Origin of the sequence: Prevotella fusca JCM 17724 (assembly GCF_001262015.1) — a bacterium.
In the GTDB taxonomy this organism is placed as follows: domain Bacteria; phylum Bacteroidota; class Bacteroidia; order Bacteroidales; family Bacteroidaceae; genus Prevotella; species Prevotella fusca.
Map to the genome: position 1 here is coordinate 254,546 of NZ_CP012074.1, position 19,190 is coordinate 273,735.

The 19,190-nt window shown below is 49.0% G+C and carries 9 protein-coding genes and 4 pseudogenes; 6 read left to right on the plus strand and 7 right to left on the minus strand.

Going from position 1 to position 19,190, the window contains the following annotated elements; genetic code table 11:
* Positions 1 to 64: 64 nt before the first annotated feature.
* The 5 genes from ADJ77_RS01020 (at position 65) to ADJ77_RS01040 (ending at position 8,331) form a co-directional block, all read left to right on the plus strand.
* Positions 65 to 1,726, plus strand: a complete 1,662-nt coding sequence (locus ADJ77_RS01020; protein ID WP_244148553.1) for an ABC transporter ATP-binding protein — start codon at positions 65 to 67, stop codon at positions 1,724 to 1,726.
* A 31-nt stretch (positions 1,727 to 1,757) separates the two neighbouring features.
* Positions 1,758 to 3,485: an ABC transporter ATP-binding protein gene (locus tag ADJ77_RS01025; protein ID WP_050695935.1), complete on the plus strand. Its 1,728-nt coding sequence runs from the start codon at positions 1,758 to 1,760 to the stop codon at positions 3,483 to 3,485.
* 348 nt (positions 3,486 to 3,833) lie between these two features.
* Positions 3,834 to 6,212 (plus strand): efflux RND transporter permease subunit, encoded by a 2,379-nt coding sequence (locus ADJ77_RS01030; RefSeq protein ID WP_025078057.1) that lies wholly within the window; start codon positions 3,834 to 3,836, stop codon positions 6,210 to 6,212.
* Positions 6,213 to 6,242: 30 nt separating this feature from the next.
* Positions 6,243 to 7,022: an outer membrane lipoprotein-sorting protein gene (locus ADJ77_RS01035; protein ID WP_007410958.1), complete on the plus strand. Its 780-nt coding sequence runs from the start codon at positions 6,243 to 6,245 to the stop codon at positions 7,020 to 7,022.
* A 1-nt stretch (position 7,023) separates the two neighbouring features.
* Positions 7,024 to 8,331 carry a DUF1302 family protein gene (locus ADJ77_RS01040; protein WP_025078058.1) on the plus strand — a complete coding sequence of 436 codons (1,308 nt, stop codon included), beginning with the start codon at positions 7,024 to 7,026 and terminating at the stop codon, positions 8,329 to 8,331.
* Positions 8,332 to 8,395: 64 nt separating this feature from the next.
* Here the strand turns inward: ADJ77_RS01040 and ADJ77_RS01045 are convergent.
* The 7 genes and pseudogenes from ADJ77_RS01045 to ADJ77_RS01075 all read right to left on the minus strand — a co-directional run bounded on the left by ADJ77_RS01045 (position 8,396) and on the right by ADJ77_RS01075 (position 16,281).
* Positions 8,396 to 8,801: pseudogene (locus ADJ77_RS01045) on the minus strand (hypothetical protein).
* Positions 8,798 to 10,041: pseudogene (locus tag ADJ77_RS01050) on the minus strand (tyrosine-type recombinase/integrase). The pseudogenes ADJ77_RS01045 and ADJ77_RS01050 overlap by 4 nt, the downstream one beginning before the upstream one ends.
* A gap of 48 nt (positions 10,042 to 10,089) precedes the next feature.
* Positions 10,090 to 10,599 (minus strand): annotated as a pseudogene (locus ADJ77_RS01055) (site-specific integrase); the annotation flags it as partial.
* A gap of 18 nt (positions 10,600 to 10,617) precedes the next feature.
* Complete coding sequence (locus ADJ77_RS01060; protein WP_167336706.1) at positions 10,618 to 11,547, minus strand: ISL3 family transposase; 930 nt, start codon at positions 11,545 to 11,547, stop codon at positions 10,618 to 10,620.
* A complete protein-coding gene (locus tag ADJ77_RS01065) occupies positions 11,496 to 11,825 on the minus strand; it encodes a transposase family protein (RefSeq protein WP_154663376.1) in 330 nt (109 codons plus the stop codon). The genes ADJ77_RS01060 and ADJ77_RS01065 overlap by 52 nt, the downstream gene beginning before the upstream one ends.
* Positions 11,826 to 11,904: 79 nt before the next feature.
* Positions 11,905 to 12,636: pseudogene (locus ADJ77_RS01070) on the minus strand (phage integrase SAM-like domain-containing protein); the annotation flags it as partial.
* 477 nt (positions 12,637 to 13,113) lie between these two features.
* Positions 13,114 to 16,281, minus strand: a complete 3,168-nt coding sequence (locus ADJ77_RS01075; RefSeq protein WP_050695938.1) for a glycoside hydrolase family 2 TIM barrel-domain containing protein — start codon at positions 16,279 to 16,281, stop codon at positions 13,114 to 13,116.
* Positions 16,282 to 16,451: 170 nt separating this feature from the next.
* On the opposite strand from ADJ77_RS01075, the gene ADJ77_RS01080 reads away from it, so the two are divergent.
* Positions 16,452 to 19,187, plus strand: a complete 2,736-nt coding sequence (locus tag ADJ77_RS01080; RefSeq protein ID WP_025077991.1) for a SusC/RagA family TonB-linked outer membrane protein — start codon at positions 16,452 to 16,454, stop codon at positions 19,185 to 19,187.
* Positions 19,188 to 19,190: the final 3 nt, after the last annotated feature.

The following is a 19,190-nucleotide window of genomic DNA, read 5'->3' on the forward strand; positions in this document are numbered from 1 at the left end:
TTACATGGGAGGGCGCAAGCCGTTGCTGCCCTGCTCGGTTGTGCTGTCGGCAGTGAACGGACTGCTGTCGCTCGTACCCTTTATTTTCCTGTGGTTGGTGGTGCGCACGCTGCTCACTGCCGACGGAAACCTTGCCGATACGCCCGTATGGGACTATGCCATTGCGGCGTTCGTGGTGTCGGTGGCGAATGTTCTGCTCTATTTCGCCGCCCTCATGCTCTCGCATCTTTCCGCTTTCCGCATCGAAACCAATATGCGGCGCACTGCCATGGAGCGGCTGATGCGGGTTCCGTTGGGCTTTTTCGACACGCAGAACACGGGGCGCATGCGCAAGATAATAGACGAAGATTCGAGCCAGACCCACACTTTCGTGGCACACATACTGCCCGATGTGGCAGGCAGCGTGGTGGCTCCGATAGGCATTATAATACTTCTGCTTGCCGTAGACTGGCAGTTGGGCATTGCCGCAATGGTGCCGATAGTGTGCGCCTTCGGCATCATGGGCTACATGATGAACCCTAAGAACAACGATTTCCAGTGTATGTACCTCGACGCACAGGAGAAAATGAGTGCCGAAGCCGTGGAATACGTGCGCGGAATACCCGTCGTGAAGGTCTTCCAACAGACGGTGTTCTCGTTCAAACGCTTTCACGACAGCATCATCAACTACCGCGACCTCGTCATCAGATACACCCTTCTGTGGCGCACGCCCATGTCTGCCTACACCATAGCCATCAATGCTTTCGCCTTTCTGCTTGTGCCTACGGGCATCATACTGATAGGGCACGGCGGCGAGACTGCCATCATCGTTTCCGATATGGTGCTGTATGTGCTCATCGCACCCATCATTGCAGCCAACGTGATGAAAGCCATGCACCTCAGTCAGAACCTCTTTCTGGCAAACGAAGCGGTAGACCGATTGGAGAAACTCACCGCCACGCCACCGCTTCCAGAGAGTTCCGAGCCCGAGAAAGCGTCAGCCTTCGACGTCAGCCTGCGCAATGTGTCGTTCCGATACGAAGTGGCGGAGTGCGATGCCGTAAGCCACATCGACCTCGACATACCGCAAGGCAAGACCGTTGCGCTGGTGGGAGCGTCCGGAAGCGGCAAGACAACCATCGCAAGGCTCATTCCACGCTTCTGGGACGTGCGCGAAGGCACTTTGAGAATAGGCGGTGTGGACGTTCGGCACATGGATAAGGCAACGCTGATGCGCAACGTATCGTTCGTGTTTCAGAACACCCGACTGTTCAAGACCTCCATCTTGGAGAACATACGCTACGGCAATCCCGATGCAACCATCGAGCAGGTGAACCGCGCCATAGACCTCTCGCAGAGTCGGGAAATCATCGAGCGGCTACCACAGGGACTGAACACCGTGATAGGAGCGGAGGGAACATACCTCTCCGGCGGCGAACAACAGCGCATAGTGCTTGCCCGTGCCATTCTGAAAGATGCGCCCATCGTGGTGCTCGACGAAGCTACTGCCTTTTCCGACCCCGAAAACGAGCACCTTATCAGGCAGGCATTTGCCCACCTTACTTGCGGGAAAACCGTGCTCATGATAGCCCACCGACTGACCACCGTGCAAGATGCCGATAACATTGTCGTGGTGGACAAGGGCAGAATAGCCGAACAGGGCACTCACCGACAACTCATGGAGCAAGCCACATTATATTATAAGATGTGGAACGAATACCAAAAGTCGGTGGCATGGAAACTATAAACCTAAACCTAAACAGAAAGGACACAAGACAATGATAAAATATCTTCAACAACGGTTCGCCCTCACCGAAAAAGGAGCGAAAGACTTGCGGAAAGGCATCGCCTTCTCTACATTGATGAACCTCGCATTGATGCTACCGCCCACCTATTTGTTCTTCTTCCTCATGGAGTACATCGACTCCGAGACGCCCACCGAGCCGCACACGCTGTGGTTCTATGTGCTTGTGGCTTTGCTCTTGGCGGTGCTTATGTTCTTCATAGCCCTCCGACAGTACGACAGCACCTACACCACCGTCTACAACGAGAGTGCGCAACGCCGCATCGGAGTGGCAGAAAAACTACGCCGACTGCCCCTCGCTTTCTTCGGCGAGCGCAACCTTTCCGACCTCACCTCTACCGTGATGGAAGACTGTACGATGCTCGAGCAAACCTTCTCGCACGCTGTTCCCCAGCTGTTTGCGTCGGCTCTGAGCGTCGTCATCATCGCCGTGGGTATGTTCTCCTACAACTGGCACTTGGCTTTAGCTCTCTTTTGGGTTGTTCCGCTCGCCGTAACCACACTACTGCTGTCGCGCCGTCAGCTGCACAAAGCCTTCGTTCAGCACTATAAAGTGAAGCGTGGCGTAACCGAACAGATACAGGAAGGACTGGAATGTATGCAGGAAATAAGGTCGTACAGTGGTGAACAGGCATACTGCCGCAGCTTCGACAAGCGGCTGAAGGGCTACGAACGCGAGCTGGTGCGCGGCGAACTCGTGGCAGGAGTCTTCCTCAACCTCGCCGGAATGCTGCTCAAGCTCGGAATGCCCACCGTTATACTGGTGGGAGCGTGGCTGTTGCAGCAGGGCGAAGTGTCGGTATTCACCTACTTGGCTTACCTCTTGGCATCGGCAATGGTCTACAATCCCATTATCGAAGTGTGCAACTACCTTGCCCTTCTCTCCTTTCTCGATGTGCGTATCAACCGTATGAAGGAAATAGAAAACATGCCTACGCAGGAGGGAAGTGCAGCCGTACAACTCGAAAACTACGATATCGAGTTCCGCAACGTAAGTTTTGCCTACGAAACTGAGAAGCAAGTGCTGCACAATGTCTCGTTCACGGCACGCCAAGGCACCGTTACTGCCCTCGTGGGACCGTCGGGTGGGGGCAAAAGCACTACTGCCAAGCTCGCCGCACGCTTTTGGGACATTGCCGACGGACAAATTCTTGTGGGTGGAAACGACATCTCGAAGATTGACCCCGAAACGCTGCTGAAACACTATTCCATTGTTTTTCAGGACGTTTTGCTGTTCAATGCCTCTATTGCCGACAATATCCGAATCGGCAAGCGCAACGCCACCGACGAGGAAGTGCGCCACGTTGCCCGACTGGCACAGTGCGACGACTTCATCAGTCGAATGCCGCAAGGCTACGATACCGTTATCGGCGAAAACGGCGAAACCCTTTCGGGTGGCGAGCGGCAGCGCATTTCCATTGCCCGCGCCCTGCTGAAGAATGCCCCAATCATACTTCTCGACGAAGCTACCGCAAGCCTTGATGCCGAGAATGAGACGAAAATACAAGCGGGTATTTCCGAACTGGTGCGCAACAAAACTGTTATCATCATCGCCCACCGTATGCGCACCGTCCGCAATGCCGACCACATCGTGGTGCTTAGTGGCGGAACGGTGAGCGAACAGGGCACACCCAACGAGCTGTTGGCTCGCAACGGCGAGTTCGCCCACATGGTTCGTCTGCAACAGGATAAACGGCAATGATACCTCTACACCAATCGCTCGCAAAGGATTATGGCAAACAGCAACAGCCTATGGCTTACGACGCGTATGGCGACCATGCAAATTGGACGCGTTTGTCCAATAAGTTGGACAGACGAGTCCAATGAGCTGGACAAACGGGTCCAATTAGTTGGACAAACGTGTCCAATTCCATAAGTCTTAAAGGTTCCTGGCGATCGATCAGGGATAATAATAACGACTGTTCAGGGATAATAATAACAACCGGTCAAAGATAGTAATAACGACTGTTCAGAGATAATAATAACGACCGGTCAGAGATAATACAGACAACCGTTCAGAAATAGTAATAACAACAAAGATAAAACAACAATGAAAATCGTAAAAATCAACAGTAAGTTCAAGCAGTTGGCAGACTGGATACTTTGCCACCGGCTTGTGGTCGGTGCGTTGTTCGCAGTCATCGTCGCCTTCTCGTTTGTGGGAGCGAAGCGCATCGTGATGAAAACTTCGTTCGACGACTATTTCGTGAGCGACGACCCGATGCTGCTCAAGACCAACGAGTTCAAGTCTATCTTCGGCAACGACTACTATGTGGCGGTGCTGGTGAAAAACAAGGACATCTTCTCCCAACGCAGCCTGACGCTCATTCGCGAACTGAGCAACGAACTGAAAGACAGCCTGTCGTATGCCGACAAGGTAACGTCGCTCACCGATATTGAGTTTGCCGTAGGTACGGAGGAGGGTATGACCATCGAACAGATTGTCCCCGACGAGATTCCGTCTGATGCCGCTTCGCTGAATGTAATCCGGCAGAAAGCGTACAGCAAACCGTATTTGGCAAAGAAGATGGTGTCAAACGACGGCACGATGACGTGGATTATGGTGAAACTGCGGCCGTTCCCCGAAGACAGCGTGTGGAAGAAGACGAGCGACATTGCGCCCGATATGATTACGGGCAAAGAAGCGGGACACATCATCGGCAAGGCGAAATACGTCGAACTGTCGCCCAACGCTGCGGGAATGCCCTATCTGGGCTACGAGAAATTCGTTTATCTCAAAAGCGAACTGGGGCGGCTGTTCCTCTTTGCCTTCATCATCTCTATCGTTGTGATGCTCATCGTAACCCGTTCGCTGCGCGGCGTTGTTGCACCACTGCTCACGTCCGTGTTCGGACTGCTCATCAGTTTCGGCATCATCGGCTGGACGGGCATCTACATCGACATGACCACGACAATGATAGCCGTGATACTGACTTTTGCCTGCTCCATCGCCTACAACATTCACCTGTACAATTTCTTCAAGACGCAGTTTGTAGAAACAGGCAAGCGCAGGGAATCCATCAAGGAAGCCGTAGGCGAAACCGGTTGGGGCGTGTTGCTGTCGGGACTTACCACCGTGGCTGCCATGATGACGTTCCTGTCCATGAAGATAGTACCGATGCGAGCCATCGGCATCAACACCTCGCTCTGTCTGCTTGCCGTGCTGCTCACCTGCCTGCTGCTCACGCCCATCCTGTTGTCGTTCGGCAAGGACCGCGAGCCTGCCGCCGATATGTCGAAGAGTTTTGAAGGATATATCGGCAAACGATTCGAACAGTTCGGCAGTTTCGTGATGCGCAGGCATCGTTCCATTGTCGTGTCATCGGTTGTGCTGACCATCTTCTGCGGTATCGGACTCTTTTCCATCGAACCGGCGTTCGACATCGAAAAAACGATGGGGCGGAAGATTCCCTACGTAAAGAAATTCCTCGACCTCTGCGAAACCGAACTCGGTTCGATTTATTCCTACGATCTTATGATTACCTTGCCGCACGACAACGACGCCAAGAAGCCGGAGAATTTGCAGAAACTCGACCGACTGGCGGAGATTGCGGGTGGCTACAAGCTGACGAAACGCCACAATTCCATCACCGACATCGTGAAGGACATGAACTGTACGCTCAACGGCAACAAGCAGCAGTTCTACCGCATTCCCGACAACGCCGATATGGTGGCGCAGTTGCTGTTGCTCTATGAGAATGCGGGCGGTACGGAGTCGGAATACTGGATGGATTACGACTACAAGCGGCTGCGGTTGCAGTTGGAGATGAAAGACTACAACTCCAATGAGGCGGAAAAGGAAATGAACGACTTGCAGGCGGAGGCGCGCAAACTCTTTCCCGGCGCACACGTCTCAGTGGTGGGCAGCATACCGCAGTTCACCGTGATGCAGCAGTATGTGGAGCGCGGGCAGATGTGGTCGATGCTGTTGTCGGTCTTGGTCATAGGCGTTATCCTCGTGCTTGTCTTCGGCAACTGGAAAGTGGGGCTCGTTGGGATGATACCGAATATTGCCCCCGCCATCATCGTGGGCGGTATGATGGGGTGGTTGGGCTATCCGCTCGATATGATGACAGCCTCGCTCATTCCGATGGTCTTGGGTATTGCCGTCGATGACACCATCCACTTCATCAACCACAGCCATGTGGCATATGACAGGTGCGGCAATTATGCAGAAGCCATCAACCGAACCTTCCGCACCGAAGGACTCGCCATCGTCATGTCCACAGTCGTCATCTCGGCTACGTTTACAGGCTTCGTCTTCTCCGATGGCACACAGATGCGCAATTGGGGCATTCTGGCTGTGGCCGGTATGATGTCGGCACTGCTGGCCGACCTCTTTCTCGCGCCAATTCTTTTCAAGTATCTCCGTGTATTCGGCAACGACAAACGTACTTCCTCTGGAACGGCAAACGAACTTCCTCAGTAACGATAATCACTATAAAAAAAACAAAACGATATGAAAACAAAACATTTCACATTGCTGCTCATCTCCATACTGGCGGTGTGCGGCGCGCAGGCAGCAGGGCTGTCGGGCAGAGACATCATGCAGAAAGTAAGAAACCGCGCAGATGGCGACACACGTTCTGCCACCATCGAAATGACGCTCATTCAGAAGAGCGGGCATAAGCGTGTGAGGAAACTCGAATCGTGGGCAATGGACATAGGCAATGATACGAAGAAAATCATGTTCTTCACCTATCCCGGCGACGTGAAGGGTACGGGATTCCTCACTTGGGACTACGACAATACCGCCAAGGTGGACGATAAGTGGCTCTATCTTCCGGCAATGAAAAAGACGAGGCGCATCAGTGGGAAGTCGTCGAAAACCGATTATTTCATGGGCAGCGACTTTACCTACAACGATATGAGCGCCCGCAGCGTGGACGAAGAGAAGCATACGCTTCTGCGCGAAGAAATGTTGGGCGGTCAAAAATGTTGGGTGGTAGAGTCGGTACCCAACGACAAGGATGAGATTTACACACGCCGCGTCACCTGGGTTCGGCAGGACTGCCTGATGGCGGTAAAGGCGGAATACTACGACAAGCTGAACAAGCTGCACCGTAGGCTCACGATTTCCAACATAAATAAAGTGCAGGGCTTCTGGACGATGCACCTTATGCAGATGGAGAATGTACAGACGGGACACAAAACTATTATCCGTATGGACAATCAGAAGTTCAACATAAAGCTATCGCCTAACCTTTTCACTGTTTCCCAACTGGAGAAAGGACTCTGATATGAAACTATTTATGCTCTTGCTTGTGCCGATACTCTCGGTGCAGGCAGCGGTCCAAATCGATAATACATTGCCGGCCGATAGCGACACCGTCAGTTCGGAATGCACTCCGCAGGAAACGTTCGAAGCATCAGACGATAACGCCTTGCAGGTGCAGGTGAAAGGTTTTCTTGATACCTACCATGCCGTCAGGACAGAGGGACGGGCCGACTGGATGGCTTCGCGGACTCGGGCGCGGGGAGAACTCAAACTCGAGAAAGGGGCGGCTTCGCTCTTCCTATCCCTGAACGCCACCTACAACGGAATATTGAAAGAACGCACAGGACTGGAATTGCGCGAGGCTTATCTCTCTTATGCAAAGGGCAACTTCGACCTGCGCGTCGGGCGGCAGATTGTCGTATGGGGCGTGGCGGATGCACTGCGCGTTACCGATTGCGTGTCGCCGTTCGACTATACTGAGTTTCTCGCACAAGACTACGACGACATTCGCATGCCCGTCAATGGACTGCGTGCAAAGTACACAAGAGGTTCGGTCACCCTTGAAGCCGTATGCAATCCTGTGGCAGACTTCTTCGTGTTGCCGACAGACGAGCGCAATCCGTGGGCAATACGCCTGCCATCTGCTACACTACCCTATACCACCGACTTGGAAAGCGGCAAGCCGGAGAAGAAAATCAAGAATATGGAGTTTGGCGGCCGGGCAAGCGTCAATCTCAGCGGAATAGACTTCTCCGTGAGTGCCTTGCGGACGTGGAACAAGTTGCCCGCCCTTTGCCCTGCCCTGTCGGGCGATGGAAGGACGCTCCACATCAACGGACAGTACCGCCGTATGACGATGTTGGGTGCCGACTGCTCATTGCCCGTCGGTCAGTTTGTCCTCCGCGCCGAAGTCGCCGAGTACATAGGCGAGGCACAAGGAAGCGGCTTGGGGCAGAATGCCGTGCGGCGCAACACCCTCAACGCCCTTGCAGGGGTAGACTGGTATCCGGGTAACGACTGGAACATCAGCGTGCAGTATTGCCATAAATACACATCGGGCAATCTCGCAGCGCTCTCCATCTATCGCAATGCCGGGCTTGCCACAGCAAGACTCTCGAAGGAACTGCTGCACAACACACTGAAACTCTCCACCTTTGCCTACATCGACGTGGCAAGCGGCGGCATCTTCAACCGCCTTTCCGCCTCCTATTCTCTCAACGACGATATAGAACTCACCGCCGGCTACGACTATTTCCATGCCAACAAAGGCAAGTTTGCCATGTATGGTAAGAACTCCGAAGCGTGGGTGAAGATGAAATACAGTTTCTGACTCCATTTTAATACCTCTTTTGTAGTTATGTCGTAGGTTGATATCGATGAAAGAGAAAAGCATATCAATTGATACTTTCATTGCAGTGTAGATATATCTGCTCCCTCACAGGTGCAGAGCGTTGCAGTTCTCGACAGATGTGCTTTCTAAACAGGTGTGCTTCCGTGCTATCCAATTGATAAGATAAAGCGATGATGATTGAAAGCGGATAAAGCGGAGCATAACCTTTTAACAGCCCATTTACGAATACTTCCAACTCCCCTGTATCCCTTTCATCGGGACGTAGGGAAGATACTTTTAGTAGTTGCTGCAGACGATAGTTGAGTTTCTTCCATGTTACACCGATAGAAGTCAACGAGCTCACTCTCGGTCATGGCTATATCACCTTTGCCTTTGCGAATGATTTGCATCTTGTCGCCCCACTCGAAATAGCTGCGCTCTCTTTTTGTTTGATGGTGATTGACATTCATACGGCTTCCTCCCTTATTTCTTCTTTTTGATGTTTCCTTATCAATCTGTCCATATCCTCCGAAATCTTATTGTCTGTCACCTGTGCGTAGATTTGAGTACCGGATATAGAGGCATGCCCCATCATCTTGCCAATGCTTTCGATGGGTATTCCTGCACTTAAACTCATTGTACCGAAAGTGTGCCTTGCCATATGATAGGACAACTGTTCCCTGATACCGCAAGCCTTGCCCACGATGCTTAGCTTTGCAATCATCACGCTACGGCTACAAGCACAGTGAAAGATAAAGTCGTCACCTTTTTCTTTCACCGTCTGCATTTCTTTCATGCTCGGTTGTTCTTTCTTGTATTGATTGATGATGGTCTCCGCTATCGGGTGCAGGGGCACAATAAACTCCATCTTTGTCTTCTGCCTTTCTTTACGGATATATTTCTGTCCGTCGGCTGCCGTTTGAATGTGTCCAAATTGCAAATGTTCCATATCAGCAATAGCCAAGCCCGTAAAGCATGAGAATATAAACATCCGTCTTGCTTGTTCTGCTTCCTTATCAATTACTCTCAATGCCATGAGTTTGGCAACATCGCTCTTTTGCAGAAAGCGTATCTTCTGTTCCGCTTTCTCATACTTGGCTTTCTCAAAAGGATTACAGCGAATGAGCCTTTGACTGACCGCACGATACATCAGCCTACTCAGCCAACAAAGATAGCGATTCATGGTTGCTGTTGCCAAGCCTCGTTTTTTCAGATAGAAACGGTATTCTTCAAACAAGTCTTCCGGTATAGTGGCTATGACTATATCCGTCATTCCCTTATCCTTTACAAACTCCGTAAGTAACTTATCTGAATAGAGAAGATTCTGATAGGTTCCCTCAGCTCTTGATTTGCCCACGCACTCTTTAACGGATTGCAGTTCTGCCTTGCTTATGGCAAGAAGCGTTGTCGGCGTAGCGGCTATTCCCTGCAAACGGTTTTAAGCAGTTCCACACTTACCACCCCGTCATTTATCAGAATATCCTGATAGGTCTTCTCTACAAGTTCTCTGAACTCGCCGATTCTTTGATTGGTCTTCTTATCGGTTGTCAGTCCTTTCCTGCTGTTCCACTCGGAGGATTTGCATTCCTCGCCTGTGGTAATGGCGGTGCTCTTTCCGTCTATGGTGATACGGCAGAGAATAGCGGTCTTGCCGTCTGCCTTTGTTTTCTGCCTGTTGATATAAAACAGTATCTTAAATGTACTTCTCATTGTCTTGTTGTTTTAAGTGATTTATTGCTTTCGTTAGTTTCTATTATATCAGATTGCCAACTGCATATCTCCGGTGAAAGAAAGGAAACAGTTAAACTTCTCAAAGAGTTTCTGCGGTGTAACCTTCGCATAACGTTCGGTCATACTTACGTTCGTATGTTCGAGCATCTTGCTCACCGTTTCAATAGGAACTCCCTGTTCCAATGTGATAAGTGTGGCAAAGGTATGCCTTGCGGTATGCGAGGTAAAGGGAAAAGATATACCTGCCCGTAATCGCAAGGCTTTGAGACAGGACTGATAAGTGGGATATTTTATGAAAGGCAGTAGTACTTCCCTTTCATCGCTGTACATTTTCTCAATTAACCGAACAGCTTCCGGCAATAACTTGATACGACAAAGCACGCCCGTCTTCTGTCGGTTGAACTTTAACCAAAGGCTACCATTATCATCACGAACAAGATGCTTCTTGCTTAGCTCCATCAAATCACAATAAGCAGCACCGGTATAACAGGCGAAGAGAAACACATCACGAGCAGTTTCCATTTCTTTTTCCGGTTCTGCTGGATTTAGTGTGAATTAACTTATGTCTAGCCCACCGTAGAAAAATAGAATAGCAATCCTGTACCTCTCGGCAGTTCCATATCCTCTGCCGATGGTCTTTATCTCTTGAATGGAGCCGTTGGTTCTTTCGGCTTTGCCGTTATTTGCACCTGTGACCATGGCTCTGACAATGCCTTTAAGGTGTCTCTTGAATATGAAGACCACCCCGTTGATTTCCTCTATGTTGTACTGCAATGCATCATCCATCCGGCGCAGCAACATTCCGTAAGCTTCCATGTCACCATGGTACTTGAGATGTAGGAGGTCACGAAAGAGTTCTTTGACTTTCCAAGCCTGCGAAACCTCATATTCCGCATCTTCAAGCTTGTTGAAACGAGCCTGGTCGTTGGTGGTATATTTGGACTGGTCCTTTAACCACAAATATTTGGTGTGTCTCAGTTCCGGGAAGTGCCTGACCTCACGTTTGCGAACTTTGTCAACGGCGTCGTTCAGATAGGTGACACAGTGGTACATGTCGTGGCAGTGGCTGGCGTTAGGGAAGTACTTCTTCGCTCCGTCAATGAAGGCGTCCCACATGTCCGTGCATACGGTCTTCACACCTGCCCTTTGCTCTTCAGTGAGAGCCTTGGAGCACAGATTCTCAACACTTTTCCTGGTGCGCCCGCCCTCTACTTCGATGACATTTCCTGTATCTCCGTCATAGAGCATACTCACATACTCATGCCCCCGTCGGATTGACTTCTCATCCATACAGACATGCTCATGGATGTGCCTGTCGTCACGCCGATTCAATCCCCGTTCAACAGCCCGTTGCATCACTCCATGCACTTGGTCAAAGGACAGGCGAAGAAGACGTGCAGTCTTTGTCTGATTCTTGGTGGACAGTAGCGTTTCTACCGTTTTTTTTCCATCAACCAAGACAGCCGGGAGTTCGGCATTGCCCACGGAACGGGGACGCTCTTGATCCCATCTCCATCCCGGTATCGGGGGACTCGGGCTTCAAGAATCGTCTTGTACTGCCACATGTCCAAGTGCCTCCAACTCCGTTCGTGACGGAAGTCAAATATAGGGAATTCCTTCCCATTAACATGGATGGTGTCATGGCGATATTTGAGGGTGATGTGTATCTCATCAGCGGAGTCATCACATGTCACACGATCGATTTCCCTGTCATCATTGTTTTGGAGGAGCAGCTTGGCTAAGATGTCTTCTGGTCTCTTCATAATGACCACAAAGATACGAAATCCGCACTGTTTTATGCAAGAAACGGCATGTTAATTCACACTAAATCCAGCAGAACCCTTTTTCCAATTCATCAAAGCGGAGTGCCTTCAACTTGTCCAATGCTTCTTTGTCAAGAGCTTTAGGTGCTTTCTTGTTTCCTCGTTCTATATGTACTTTATCAAACAGAAGCGTATCAGCCAGTCCCTCACGATAAGCCAGCCTACAGACGGTCTTCAAATCTGCTGCAACTCTGAAAAATGTGCTTTGCTGATGACCGAGTTCACCAAGACAGAACGTCTGCAATTCGTAGATGAAGTTTTCTGTCAACAGTGAGAAAGCCAAGTCCGAAACATGGTATTTCTTCTGAATGAACTCCTGTAATCGTTTCCGAGTGGAATGATAGGCGGACATAGACTCTTCCTTGATGTCTATACCGATATGGCTTTCTTTCTCCTTGATGAGCATATCCAACCTTTCGATGAGCCTGCATCTTGCCTGTACGCTGCCTTGAAACAGTTCCTTTACATCGGTTGCATCAAATGGCTGTCCTTTGGCAATCAACGACTGATAGGCAGATTGAATGGAAAGCAGAAGATTTTCCAACCTCCCATTAATTTCTACCGCCTCACGGCTCTTACCGTCCATCCTGCTCTCACGTGAATTCCACAAATCAGGATTACAGGAGAGTTTACAACTGAACTGCGCAACATTCCTTCCAAGTGTGATACGTCCCATAATCGGAGCCTTGCCCGATTTATCCAAACTGCTCTTTTTAAGGTAGAGCAACACCTTCATTTTCTCTGTTTTCATACGCTTTAATATTTGTGGGTAAAGTTATCCGAATTAAAGCGTTCCTCATTTACGCAGAAAACTGCCGACCACAGCAACAGCCACACGAGTGGAAATAATACAGTTACCGAATACTGCACCACCGTTACCTACATCAAAACAAGGTAACACTCTAGTAACTGAACTTCTACCTAAATCTGCACTTTCCTGCCTTTTACAAATAATGCAGCACCATGCAAATCAGAGCATTTCCTCCTCATTATCAGTTGGTTTACGCTAACTTCGATATTTTTTCATTTTCGTTGATTAGTTACGAAAGGAAAGAATTATTTTCATGAAAAGAAATATTTCTTTTCATGAAGAAAAATATTTCTTTTCATGAAAATAATTTGAATCCAACCATAATCAAGACAGCCAACTGTGCTGATTTTAAACAAAAAACGCCTTTGCAGCTATCCTGCAAAGGCGTTTTCAGTTTTATAAAATGTGATAATCAGCTTAGAATACTGGTACAATCCAGAAGTGCATTGCACGGCTTTCAGCTGGCAGCTGGTACTTCTTCAGAGGTTCTGAACCCCAACTATCAATACCACCTACACCCATCATAGCAGCATCCAAAGTGAGATTGGTATATTTAGACAGTGACACCTGATAGCTATGACGCTGATGCTTCTCCCGTCCCTCATCAAGGTCAGAGATGTTATAGTGCAATGCGCTTGCTGAGAAAGCAGCCTCATCAAACAATACTCGGAATCCACGACCGTTGTTGTCAGTCTGCTGCCACCAACGAATGTCGCTCTTCGTGCCAGTCTCCTGTGGACGGATGTAAGGGAAGAACTGCTTGTCAGCAGTCTGCTCGTAGCATCCGATACGTTGTGAGAGCTTACGGTCAACGTAGTTCTCAACAGGTCCCCGACCGTAGAATACTGACTTATCCATCTCATAAGGCAACTGCATCAACATTCCGAAGCGGGGAAGCTGAGGTGCCTTGCTGCCTTCCTTCATTTCCATCTCCATACTGACATGGAGCGCACCATCCGACGCAATATGATAGACAAGGCATAACTGTCCGCCTACCTGTGGCATATCATACACAGCCGTGAGGCTTTCCACTTTCTTTTCCACCTTCAGCGACTTCAGTTCCAGTGTCGGAGTCCTCCATACAGACAGACGGCTCTGGAAGTTTGCACCCATGTCATTGTCTGTCACAGCACGCCAGAAGTTAGGTTTCAGTGTTCCGCCTTCCCCCAGGAAGTTACGGCCGTCAACCTGATAACTACTGAGGAAACCTGTTTTGCGGTCGAAAACAATCTCGAAGTTATTGCCTGCGAAGCGTATAAAACCAGCCTTCACGTTGTCAGTAACCTTTATCTTGTTCTTCATTACGGGCTCCATCTTCGGCATTGGCTGCCAAGGCTGTACTTCCATCTGCATTCCAGCAACAGTCTGTCCTGCAGCCATCAGTGGTTCAGCAGTCTTCAACTTAAAGTCAATATCCAGCAGCACTTCGCCATCAAACTCCTTACCAGCAATAGGCAAGGTGTATTCAACTGTCTGCTGCGGTGCAACATTCAGCTGGTCAATTGCCCCCTTCTCAACCATCTTACCCTCGTTGACAAGACTCCATTCCATACGATAGTTGCTTAAATCACGGAAGAAGTATTCGTTGTGAACAGCTATCTTGCCCTGCTTGAGATCAACTGGACGTGCCCAGATATTCTGATATTCGTAAGCAACTTCATAGGCATGCGGATTCAGCTGACGGTCAGGACCAATCATACCATTACAGTTGAAGTTGTTATCTGACGGGTCGGTCTTATTATAGTCACCACCGTAAGTGTACTCAGTCTTTACGTCTGCTGCTTCTGCTGCATGCTCATAGTCAGCCAACGAACGGGAAGCATCAAACTTAGGATTGCGGTGCAAGCCCTGATCGACGAAGTCCCAGTCGAATCCACCTTGGTATTTAGGATACTTGCGGACAAGGTCCCAGTACTCTTTCAGGTTACCGCCGGAGTTACCCATCGTATGGTTATACTCACACTGGATAAGTGGACGGGTGTAGTTCGCATTCTTTGAATAATCCTCACAAGCCTTTGGAGAATAATACATCGGACAGAAAACATCCGTAGCATAGCCGTTCAGCTCTGCACGCTCATACTGTACGGGGCGGCTCTGGTCCTGTGACTTGATCCAATCGTATGCATCGTCGAAGTTCTTGCTGTAACAGGTTTCGTTACCAAGACTCCAGAAAATGATACTTGGATGATTGAACTTCGTTCCGACATTATGCTGGTTGCGCTCCATAATCTGCTTGGCAAAGAGCGGACTGCCCGATACGGCATCCTTACTGTAGCCGAAACCGTGACTCTCCTGATTGGCTTCAGCTACGACATAGAGTCCGTACTCGTCGCAAAGGTCGTACCAGATAGGGTCATCGGGATAGTGACAGGTACGCACAGCGTTGATATTCAGCTTCTTCATCAGCTTTATGTCCTGAATCATACGCTCACGTGTCACGACGTAGCCTCCATCAGGGTCCATCTCGTGACGGTTGGCTCCCTTGAAGAGAACAGGCTGACCATTGACCAACACCTGTGCATTCTTGATTTCAACCTTGCGGAAACCAACCTTGAGAGGGATAGTCTCGATAGCCTTGCCCGTCTTGGCATCCTCCACATGAACATAGAGATTATAGAGGTAAGGAGTCTCAGCCGTCCACTTCTCTGGGTTTCTGAGTGTCATAAAAGCCTTTGCCTGTCCTTCCTTATCAGGTGTAACAACATCCTTGGCAGTAAGATTATTATCCGCATCTTCCAACACCAAGAAAGCCTTTGTGTTACCAGCCAACTGAAGGTTGATGCTGAGCGTACCGCCCTTGTAGTCATTTACGAGATCAGGAGTAACACGAATATCCTTCAAATGCTGCTTTGCATCACGAGCATAGAGATAGCTATCGCGAGCAACACCACTGAGACGCCAGAAGTCCTGGTCCTCACAATAGCTACCATCTGACCAACGGAACACCTGGAAAGCTATTTGGTTATCGCCCTTCTTGAGGAACTTTGTCACATCAAATTCTGGTCCAATCTTTGAGTCCTCACTGTAGCCAACGAACTTACCGTTTACCCACAGATACACACAAGATGTCACAGAACCGAAATGGGCGATGACTTGCTTACCGTCCCAGTTGTCTGGTATGCGAATAGTACGACGATAAGACCCTACATGGTTCTCCTTAATTGGAACCTCTGGAGGATTATTCTTGAAGTTGTCGCGCCATGCGAAACCAATGTTCACATAGACGGGATCACCATAGCCATTCACCTCCCAGATGCCCGGAACAGGGAAGGTCTTCCACTGGGAGTCATCGTAATCAGTACGAAAGAAATCCGTCGGACGTTGATCAGCATTCTCAACCCAGTTGAATTTCCAGTCTCCATTGAGTGAAAGGTAATTAGCAGACTGCTTCATATCAAACTTTGTTCCACGCACATTTTCAGTCGGTGCGAAGGCAAAGAAGTCAGTATGCGTTGCAAAACGGTTGATGGCATTCACCTGAAGGTCATGCCATTCTGTGAAAGTAGGCTCCACATTGGTCGTCTGTGCATGAACTCCCGTCACAGACATTCCCATCAGCAAAGCCGCCAGAAGTATCTTTTCCATATTGGTGATAATTTAGGTTTCTATCTTCAAATTCCTTTCTCATGAAAGAGAGAATAAAAGGATAACGACAACAAAGTTAACAAAAAAAACAGTAATCATCGACTTATCTCCCGAAAAATATGTATATTTGCTTAGATAATCAGTATATATAACATTTATTACCTCCTAACATGGCTGGACAGAACTTCATAACTCATTCCATAGTTTGCTGCCTTTTGATAGTTGGTTCAACAGATGCAGCAAATGCGCAGAGACGTAACAAGCCGCTTGCAGCAGTTCAGAAGCAACCGTTATTCCACGTCAATGACACCCTCCCCGTTGTCGGTTCAATGGCAAAGGTGGGAGAAAAGCAGATGAATAAAGGTTTGGTTAATTCTGCCATCAACGCCCTTTCTGGACAAGCTGTCGGTGTAAACGTTGTTACAAACGGACAGGACCGAATGGCGATGTTGACAAGTGTGCGCGTTCGTGGTACCACATCACTTACGGGTGGCAACGACCCTCTGGTCCTTATAGATGGTGTTTCGTGTGATTTGGCAACTCTTTCTACCATTTACCCAGCTGACATCGAGAGCTTCACCATTCTCAAGAATGCTGCAGAGACCTCCAAGTATGGTTCCCGTGGAGCATCGGGAGTTATCGAAGTAAAGACAAGACGTGGTAATGGTAGTAAGTTTCAGATTTACTATGACGGAGCGGTAGGATTCGATGTAGTATACAAACGCCTCCGCATGCTAAATGCAGCAGAGTACATTAGTGCAGCGAAAGCATTGGGTTTGGATTATGTTGATAAGGGTTATGACACTGATTTCCAAAAGGAAATCGTACGAACAGGTTTCGTCAATTCGCATCATGTGGCTTTTAGCGGGGGTGGAGAGAAGTCTAACTATCGTGCCTCATTGGGCTATGTACGTGGACAGACGGTTATTAAAAACAAGGATTACAATAACTTCATGGCGAAACTGGATATCTCACAGCTTGCCTTTGACGAGAAGTTAAAGATAGACTTTGGTGTATTCGGATCATCCCAACAAGACGAAAAGATATTTGATATTCAAGCACTTTCCTACTCCACCGCTGCTATGAACCCGACCCTTTCGTTTCACAAGGTCGGCAGTGGATGGCAGAGAAACGGTACAGCTTCACAAATTGCACCAACAGAACCACTCCTGTTTGAGCGCAACGATGAGAAGAATCTTACGTTCAATTCACACCTGCAACTGTCCCTACAACTGCCTTATGACCTGCAACTGTCAGCCTTGGGTTCCTATTCTTACACTTCAACTGAGAATGCGAAGTTTGCACCTACATGGGTATGGGCACAGGGACTGGCATACAGAGGGGAACGAAAAACCGAGGAAATGTTAGGTAACATCTCTCTTGACTGGAAGCATCGTTGGGGAACAAACGACCTGTCAGCCACGGTCCTTGCCGAATATCAGAAGAAGAAGTTAGCTGCCTTCTGGACTCAGGTTAAGGGACTTAGCAACAATAACTTTGGATATAACAACCTTGGCACAGCTTCCGACCGACCATACGGAGGAACTGGTAGCAGCTATGCCGACCCAAGTCTTGCTTCTTTCATGGGGACCGTTACCTATACACTGCTCGACCGATACACGCTTAACCTGACAACACGTGCAGACGGTTCGTCAATGGTTGGCAAAGACCACACCTGGGGATTCTTCCCTTCAATCTCAGCAACATGGAATATGAAGAAAGAGAACTTCCTTCGCAATTATGACCCCATCAGTCTGATGAACATAAGAACGGGTTATGGACGCTCAGGAAACCTCGGTGGCATCAGTTCCTATTTGACCTTAAAGCAGTTTGTTCCTGTTGGTTTGATTTCACACAACGGCACGCCGACAGTTACAATGGGTACCTTGCGCAACAGTAATCCTGATTTACGCTGGGAGGTGCGCAGCACCTTTAATATTGGTACAGACCTCGGACTGTTCAATAATCGTCTGCTTCTTACGGCAGAGTACTACTATTCCAAGACTACCGATATGCTCTACGAATACGATGTGCCTGTTCCACCTTTCGCCTTCGACAAGCTATTGGCAAATATCGGTTCTATGTCCAACAGCGGTTTTGAGTTGGGTGTCGGCGTCGTTCCCATCTCAAAGAAAGACATGGAGCTAAACATCAATATCAACATGGCGTGGCAGAAGAACAAACTCCTTTCCCTCAACGGCAAGCACAACGGCAGGGAAATGACTGCTCCCGACATAACATCAATCGGAGGAATGAACGGTGCTGGCTTCCACGGCGGCTACAACAACATCCTTTATCAGATCGTAGGACAGCCTTTGGGCGTTTTCTATCTTCCTCACTGCAAAGGTATCGTTGACAACGGATATGGACATAACAAATACGACATTGCCGACTTGAACAATGACGGTATAATAGATCTCAGCGACCATGGTGACCGCTACATTGCAGGACAGGCTACACCAAAGATGACATTGGGGTCAAACATCAGTTTCAGATACAAGGACTTCGACCTTTCCTTGCAGATGAACGGTGCTTTCGGACATAAGATATTCAACGGAACAGCACTGTCTTATCTGAATATGTCGAACTTCCCAGACTATAACGTACTCGCAGAAGCTCCCGAACGGAACATCGTTGACCAGAACGTAACTGACTATTGGCTGGAAAACGGAGACTATCTGAACCTCGATTACCTCACAATAGGTTGGAATACACCTGTCAGAAACAGGTTCATCAGTTCACTACGTGTCTCTTTCAACATCAACAACCTTGCTACCATTACAGGCTACAGCGGTTTGACACCGATTATAAACAGCTATGTAGTGGACAACACATTGGGTATTGATGACAAGCGGACCTATCCTCCTTATCGTACTTACTCCATCGGTGTAAGTATTAAGTTCTAAACA